The organism is Streptomyces sp. NPDC057543 (assembly GCF_042801895.1).
Classification (GTDB): domain Bacteria; phylum Actinomycetota; class Actinomycetes; order Streptomycetales; family Streptomycetaceae; genus Streptomyces.
Genome location: NZ_JBHVFF010000580.1, coordinates 1 through 1462, shown reverse-complemented (window position 1 = coordinate 1462; position 1462 = coordinate 1). Strand labels below are relative to the sequence as shown.

Genomic DNA, 1462 nt, shown 5'->3' with positions numbered 1-1462 from the left:
GTCTCCGTCGGGGGCGCGCTGCGTCGTTCCCGGCGGCCGGCCGGTCCCGGTCCGCCCGCTACGGTGCCGGTATGGGCAACACGTTCGAAGGCGGGGGCCGCAGCCTGTCCCTGTCCAACGGGGGCACGGACGTCTTCGTCGATGTGCTGATGCTCGCCGTGTCCGGACTCGCCGCCGGCGACTGGGACCACCGGTTCGCCACCCTGCTGACCTTGCAGGACCAGAACGTCCTGGGGCGCGGAGCGGTCGGGTTCGATCTGGAAGACATCGACTGGGGCCGCTGCCCGCACGAGCGGGACGCGGCGAAGGCCTTCGTCCTGCGGGTGCTCGATCTCGCCCTGAGCAGGCACCGCTGGGACGAACTGGGGTACGAGCCGCCGTTCGCCGAGAGGTACTTGCGGCAGTACCGCGCCATGGTCGAGGCATTCGACCCCGCCCACGCCGGGCGGGGTCGCGGCGGCACTCCCTTCCCCGATGCCGAGGAGGCCGCCATGGCCTCGTGCGTCCGCCACCGCGTGCTGTGCGCGCCGGCGCACTGGGACGGATGCGTCTTCTGTACCTCGGGCCGTTGATCCCGCGGGCGCGCACGAGCCGCATGCGGGGGCCGGATTTCCCGTCGGCCACCCACTGTCAACCGAAGGTTGACACGCCTCTACTGTCAACCTAGGGTTGCCACATGGAGAATCCCGTACGAATGACCCATCCTGTGCGCCTCGACGAGCTGATCGAGGCCATCAAGAAGGTTCACACCGACGCACTCGACCAGCTCTCCGACGCGGTCATCGCCGCGGACCACCTCGGGGATGTGGCCGACCATCTGATCGGGCACTTCGTGGACCAGGCCCGGCGCTCGGGCGCCTCCTGGTCCGACATCGGCAAGAGCATGGGGGTGACCCGGCAGGCGGCGCAGAAGCGGTTCGTCGCCAAGGACCCCGGCGAACTGTCCGACCTCGACCCCAGCCAGGGATTCAGCCGGTTCACGGAACGGGCCAGGAACGTCGTGATGGCCGCGCAGAACGAGGCTCACGCGGCGCGGAACAACGAGGTGAGCACCGGACATCTGGTGCTCGGGCTGCTCAGCGAGCCGGAGGCACTGGGCCCCGCGTTCATCAAGGCCCAGGGAGTCACGCTGGAGGCCGTTCGCCAGGCCGCGGCCGAGTCGCTGCCGCCGGCCGTGGAGGGCGAGCTGCCCGAACTCGTCCCGTACGACGCGGGGGCCCGCAAGGCTCTGGAGCTCACGTTCCGCGAGGCCCTGCGGATGGGCCACAACTACGTCGGCACCGAGCACATCGTGCTCGCCCTGCTGGAACAGGAGGACGGTGCCGGCGTGCTGACGGGTCTCGGCATCGACAAGGCGACGGCCGAGACAGCGATCGCCGAGGCCGTCACCCTCATCGCCGGCTCGAAGAAGCAGGCATGACCGGCGCGGTCCGTCCGGGCTGAGCCGTGCGGGAGGTGGGGC

Annotated in this window: 2 protein-coding genes; both read left to right on the top strand. The window is 70.5% G+C overall.

The genetic code is table 11. From position 1 onward, the window contains the following. Positions 1-572, top strand: a 572-nt coding sequence (locus ACFU8Q_RS41430) for a hypothetical protein (RefSeq protein WP_384465374.1), incomplete at its 5' end; no start/stop codon positions are given. Positions 573-676: 104 nt separating this feature from the next. Beyond that, on the top strand, positions 677-1420 hold the full coding sequence (locus ACFU8Q_RS41425) for a Clp protease N-terminal domain-containing protein (protein ID WP_384465371.1): 744 nt from the start codon (positions 677-679) through the stop codon (positions 1418-1420). The last annotated feature ends 42 nt before the right edge of the window (positions 1421-1462 follow it).